Origin of the sequence: Pseudoduganella sp. RAF53_2 (assembly GCF_052113985.1) — a bacterium.
GTDB lineage: Bacteria > Pseudomonadota > Gammaproteobacteria > Burkholderiales > Burkholderiaceae_D > Rugamonas.
Window position 1 is genome coordinate 1 of the sequence record NZ_JBFRDW010000356.1, and the last position, 6114, is coordinate 6114.

4 protein-coding genes are annotated in these 6114 nt (G+C 62.9%); all 4 read left to right on the plus strand.

Features of this window, described 5'->3' with window-relative positions; genetic code table 11:
- Positions 1-2713 (plus strand): exo-rhamnogalacturonan lyase family protein (locus AB4Z11_RS19810; protein ID WP_442027106.1); only part of this gene is annotated, 2713 nt, incomplete at its 5' end.
- Positions 2710-3489 (plus strand): DUF6250 domain-containing protein, encoded by a 780-nt coding sequence (locus AB4Z11_RS19815; protein WP_442027108.1) that lies wholly within the window; start codon positions 2710-2712, stop codon positions 3487-3489. The genes AB4Z11_RS19810 and AB4Z11_RS19815, both read left to right, overlap by 4 nt.
- A 20-nt stretch (positions 3490-3509) precedes the next feature.
- Positions 3510-4859, plus strand: coding sequence for a glycoside hydrolase family 88/105 protein (locus AB4Z11_RS19820; RefSeq protein WP_442027109.1), 1350 nt, complete (start codon positions 3510-3512; stop codon positions 4857-4859).
- The coding region (locus AB4Z11_RS19825) for a glycosyl hydrolase 115 family protein (RefSeq protein ID WP_442027110.1) at positions 4825-6114 on the plus strand (1290 nt) is incomplete at its 3' end. The genes AB4Z11_RS19820 and AB4Z11_RS19825, both read left to right, overlap by 35 nt.

Below are 6114 nucleotides of genomic sequence, written 5' to 3' on the forward strand. Positions count from 1 at the left end.
GGCCAATCCGGTCAGGGACTGGCTCAGTGCAGACGCAGGCAGCATCGCTCCCGCTACAGCCGCCGTTGCGCTGACCTGGCTCGATAAAACTGCGCCCGTGCAGCCAACTGGCGTCAGCTGGGGCGTGCCTTGGCCACAAGGGCAATACCGCAAGGAGCAGGTGTTCGCGCTTACTGGCCCGGATGGCAAAGCTCTGCCGCTGCAAACCTGGCCGCTTGCCTACTGGCCGGACGGGTCCCTGAAGTGGAGCGCCTTCGCGACGGTGACGCGCGCAGCACCGGCCAGTTTGCGGCTGGAGGCCCGCGCTACAGCCGCCGAAGGACCGTCGTTGACGCTCAAACAGCAGGGCGGCGTTATCGACATCGACACCGGCGCCATGAAGGCCCGCCTGCATACTTCCGGCACCAACCTGATCGACGCTATCAGCATTGATGGCCGGGAGGTTGCGCGTGTCGGCCAACTGGTCGCAATCTCCCAGCGCGGTCCGGATGTCGAATCCGGCACGGCACCGCAGCGCGACCGCTATCTCAGCCAGATCAGCAAAGTCACCGTCGAACAATCCGGTCCCGTTCGCGCGGTGGTGAAGGTTGAAGGTGTGCACAAGGCGCAGCAGGGACAGCGCAAATGGCTGCCGTTCAGCGTGCGTCTGTATTTCTATGCAGGCGTGGATAACATCCGCATGGTTCACACCCTGACTTACGACGGTGACCAGGAGCGTGACTTCATTCGCGGCGTAGGCCTGAGCTTTGCCGTGCCGCTGCGCGAGAAGTCGTGGAACCGCCATGTGCGCTTCTCAGGGCAGGATGGCGGCATGTGGTCCGAGCCGATCCAGCCGGGAGCGGGCAATCCGCAGCAGGTGGCCGGCCAGCGCATCGACGGCGGAAAATTCTATGAGCCGGGCGAGGAACAATATGCCATCTGGAGCGACTACAAGCTGGTGCAGCCGGCGCCGGACGGCTTCACCATCCACAAACGCACCAATGGCAAGAGCAGCTGGATTTTCAGCAATGCGGGCAAGCGCGCTTCGGGTCTGGCTTATGTTGGCGACACCAGTGGCGGGCTCGCACTGAGCATCAAGGACTTCTGGCAGTCTTACCCCAGCGGGCTGGAAGTGAACGATGCCGCGCGTGACACGGCTCGGGTGACCGCATGGCTGTGGTCACCCGATGCACCGGCAATGGATATGCGCCATTACGCCACTCGCGCACATGGTCTGGCCGCGACCTATGAAGACGTCCAGCAGGGCATGAGCAAAGCTTACGGCGTGGCGCGTACCAGCGAGCTGACGATTTACCCGACTGCAGGCGTGCCGCAGAAAGAGCAGTTGTCCGCGATGGCGCAAGCGTCTGCCCAGCCCCCGCTGCTGACCGCAGCGCCGGAATACATTCACGCAGCGGGCGTATTCGGCGTGTGGGGCTTGCCGGACCGTTCCACCCCGCTAAAGGCCGAGATGGAGCGCCGCCTCGATTCCATGCTGGACTTTTACAAACAGCAGATCGATGAACGCTACTGGTATGGCTTCTGGTACTACGGTGATTTCATCCACAGCTACAACAACGCGGGCCACGTCTGGTACTACGATTACGGCGGTCACGCCTGGGACAACACGGAACTGGGCACGCCACTGTGGCTCTGGTACAGCTTCCTGCGCAGCGGACGGGCCGACGTGTTCCGCATGGCCGCCGCATTGACGCGCAATACCAGCGAAACCAACGTCTATCACATCGGTCCAATGGCGGGCCTGGGTTCGCGCCACAACGTTGTGAAGTGGGGCGATGGTGCGAAGGAAGCGCGCATCAGCCAATCCGCGCACTGGCGGCCTTACTACTATCTGACCGCGGATGAACGCATCGGAGACATCATGCGCGAGCAGCTGAAGTCCGATCTGTCGGTGATCGCTCACGACCCGATGCGGCTGGCGCAGCCGGTGCTGCCGCAGGACCCGAAATATCCGGGCCGTATCCGCATTGGCCCGGACTGGTTCGTGCTGGCAGGGAACTGGATGACCGAATGGGAGCGTACAGGCGATACGCGCTGGCGCGACCGCATCAATGCTGGCGTGGATTCGATTCTCGCCATGCCTTACTGGCTGCGTTCCGGCGTGCGCAATGGCCTGAATCCGCAGCTGGGCGGCAAGAAGGTCGGCCCACTCAAGGGCGGCGGCAGCATGACGGTTGGCTACGATCCGGCCACCGGAAAGCTGATGCCGATCCCCGATCCGGTCGAGGGCAAGCAGGTTCCGGTGAATTACAACCTCGCCACTATCCAGGGCGGCGCACAAGTGATGTTCGAGCTGGTGCCATTGCTGGGGCGCGACGATTTCGCCCGCGCCTGGCTGCAGTATTCCCGTCTCGGTGGCGCGCCGGGCGATGTGCTGGAAAAGGACAAGGTCAGTAACGCCGAGGGCGCGGATGCTGAATATGTCGAAAAAGGGCAGGGCGGGCCTCGCCTGGCGGCCTATGCTTACGCCCAGACCGGCAACGCTGCCTACGCCCGCCGCGCGGCGGCTGCACTGGCGCGCTATCGCGGCGCCGACCAGCGCCTGATTGACGGCGCCGAGTCCCTGAATCCTGTGCACGAGGCGCCGGGCGTCTCGACCAATGACGCGTCGCAGTCGGGCATGACGATCATCGAAATCCTCGCACTTTGCGCCAACGCGCTGCCGCTTGAGTTGCCGCCCGCAGAGACGCCCGAACGGAGGGCCGCGAAATGAGCCGGGCGTCACGCCTTCCGTCGCCGTCCGCCGCTCACGCGACTGCTGCTGCCGCTCCCGTGGCCTCGCGCGCCGTCGCCGTGGCCGTGGCCTGTGCCGCGGCCATTGTCTTGGCGCCGACCATGGCCAGCGCCGCGAGCGCCGAGCCTTGCGCCGGTGGCACTCCCGGTAAGCTGCTGTATGCCGACGATTTCCGCGGCGGCCTCGCGCAATGGGTGCCAGAGTACCGCCCCACGCCAAACGCGCAGGTGGCCGTGCGCGATGGCAAGCTGATGATGGACCTGCCGGGCGATGCCACCGTCTGGTTCAAACCCGAACTGCAAGGCGATATCCAGATCAGCTACAAGCGCAAAATGATCATGGCAGGCGGCCCGAATGACCGCCTGTCCGACCTGAATCAATTCTGGATGGCTTCCGACCCGCAGAACACAAACCTGTTCACGCGCGACGGCACGTTCAAGCAATACGACGCGCTAAGCCTCTACTATGTGGGCATCGGCGGCAATACCAACACCACCACGCGCTTCCGCAAGTACGATGGCAAGGGCGAGCGGGTGCTGCTGGGCGATCTCACGGATCAAGCCCACCTGCTGCAGGCTAACCGCGAATATGCGATCCAGATCACGGTATATCAGGGCTGCACGCGAATGACCGTCGACGGCCAGGAGTATTTTTCCTGGCGTGATCCAGCGCCGCTGCGCTCTGGCCACTTTGGTTTCCGTACCACGCATTCGCATCAGGAGATCAGCGATTTCAAGGTTTATCAGTTGAAGTGAAAATAAAGAGAGACATACGCATGAATCGAAACACCAACCTCGCCGCTGTGCTGGTGGCACTGAGTCTGCCCGCCTTTGCCGCCCAAGGACCCGCCAACGACGTGACTGCGCCGCTGCACGCGATGAAGGTCGACTATCCAACGCCATACGGTACGCCTGCCGTGGCGGACGTGACCAAGGTCCTGGACCGCGTCTACACGTATCTGGATGCGGTCACGCCCGCGCAGGTCATCGATAGCAAGACCAAGCAGGAAGTGAAAGACTTCAGCAAGCTCAATGACGACACCGTTTTCGCCCCCGGCGACTTCCGCCTGACCAGCTACGAATGGGGCGTGACGTACGCCGGTATGCTGGCTGCGGGCGCCGCAATTGGCGACAGGCGCTTCACCGACTACAGCTACAAGCGGATTACGCTGCTGGCCGACCTGGCCAAGCCAACGCTGGCGCGTTTGCGCGCTAACCCCCAGGCCAAGTCGCCGGTGCAGCGCACGCTGGAACCCCATGCTCTGGACGATATCGGTGCGCTGTGCGTGTCGTTCATCAAGGCCAAACAAACCGGCCTGAAGGCGGACGTGACGCCGCTGCTGGATTCCTGCCGCAGCTTCATCGGCAGCAAGGAACATCGCCTGGCCGACGGTACCCTGGCGCGCATGCGTCCGCAGCCGGATACGCTGTGGCTGGACGATATGTTCATGGGCGTTCCGGCCTGGGCGCAAATGGGCAAACTGACGGGGGAGCGCAAATACTTCGACGAATCGGTCAAACAGATCCAGCAATTCTCGCAGCGCATGTTCAACCCGCAACTGGGCATCTATATGCACGGCTGGGTGCAGGGCATGGACGCGCATCCTGAATTCCATTGGGCGCGCGCCAATGGCTGGGCGGTGATGACGCTGGTCGAGGTGCTGGACGCGCTGCCGGAAGATCATCCGGGCCGCAACGCGGTATTGGCGCAGCTGCGCGCTCACGTGAAGGGGCTGGTGTCGTATCAGGATGGCACCGGTTTCTGGCATCAGCTGCTGGATCGTCCGGACACTTATCTGGAGACTTCGGCAACCGCGATCTACGCTTATTCCATGGCTCGTGCCATTAACAAGGGTTATATCGACCGCGCCGCCTACGCGCCGACGGTCATGCTGGCTTGGAATGCGGTCGCCAGCAAAGTGAATGAGAAAGGCCAGGTTGAAGGTACTTGTGTCGGCACCGGCATGGCCTTCGATCCCGCCTTCTATTACTACCGCCCGGTGAATGTCTTCGCGGCGCATGGTTATGGCCCTGTGCTGCTGGCCGGCGCGGAAGTCATCACGATGCTGAAGACGCAGAAGTTTGAAATCAATGACAGCTCGCTGCAGCTCATTACGCGCAAATAAAGGCTGGCTGGCGGCAGCGCTGCTCTGGGTGGCCTGCGCCATACCGGCGCGGGCTGCCGATTGGATTCACACCACCGCGCAAGCGCATGACTTTGCGCTGGACGGTGCACCTGTCGTCTATTCGCCGGCAGACGCACCAGTAGTCGGTATCGCCGCGCGGGACCTGACTGCGGATGTCGAGCGCGTGACGGGCCGTAAGCCGGCGTGGTCCACGTCCGCGCCACGGGGCGCGACGGCCATCCTGGTCGGCACGCTTGGCAAAAGCGCTTTGATCGACAAGCTGGCCGCCAGCGGCAAGCTGGATGCTTCGCGCCTGCGCGGTGCCTGGGAGAGTTTCGTCATCACCACCGTCGATGCGCCGATGCCTGGCCTGCGCAGGGCGCTTGTGATTGCAGGCAGCGATCCTCGCGGGACGGCGTACGGCGTTTATGAACTGTCCGAGGCGATGGGCGTCTCGCCCTGGCACTGGTGGGCGGACGTGCCGGTGACGCGGCAGCGGCAGCTTTATGTGGCCGCGGGCACGCGGCGCTTCGGACCGCCATCGGTGAAGTATCGCGGCATTTTCATTAATGACGAAGACTGGGGCATGCAGCCTTGGGCCGCTCACGCATTTGAGCCGGGAAGCGGAGGCATTGGGCCGCGCACTTATGGGCGCATCTTCGAACTGCTGCTGCGGTTGAACGCGAATATGCTGTGGCCCGCCATGCATCCCGGAACGCCGCCGTTCAACGCCGATCCACGCAATGCCGCGCTGGCGGACAGGTATTCGATTGTGATGGGTTCTTCCCATGCGGAGCCGATGCTGCGCAATAACGTGGGCGAATGGAAGGCGCCCGCCGCCGATTACAATTATTTGAGCAACGGGCCAGGCGTGCTGCGCTACTGGGAAGAGCGGATGGTGTCCAACGGGCGCTACGAGAATATCTACACGCTGGGCATGCGCGGCATTCATGATTCGTCGGTGCAGGGTGCGAAGACGGATGCGGAGCGGGTGGCGCTGTTGCAGAAGATTTTCACCGACCAGCGCGGGCTGCTGAAGCGCTATGCACTGCCCGATGCGCCGCAGATGTTTTGTGCGTACAAGGAGGTCTTGCCGCTATATCGCCAGGGCTTGCAGGTGCCGGATGATGTGACGATTGTCTGGCCGGACGATAATTTTGGCTATATCCGCAATTTCACCGATGCGCAGGAGCGTGCGCGCGGCGGCGGCTTTGGCATTTACTATCACCTGTCCTATCTTGGCGCACCGCTGTCG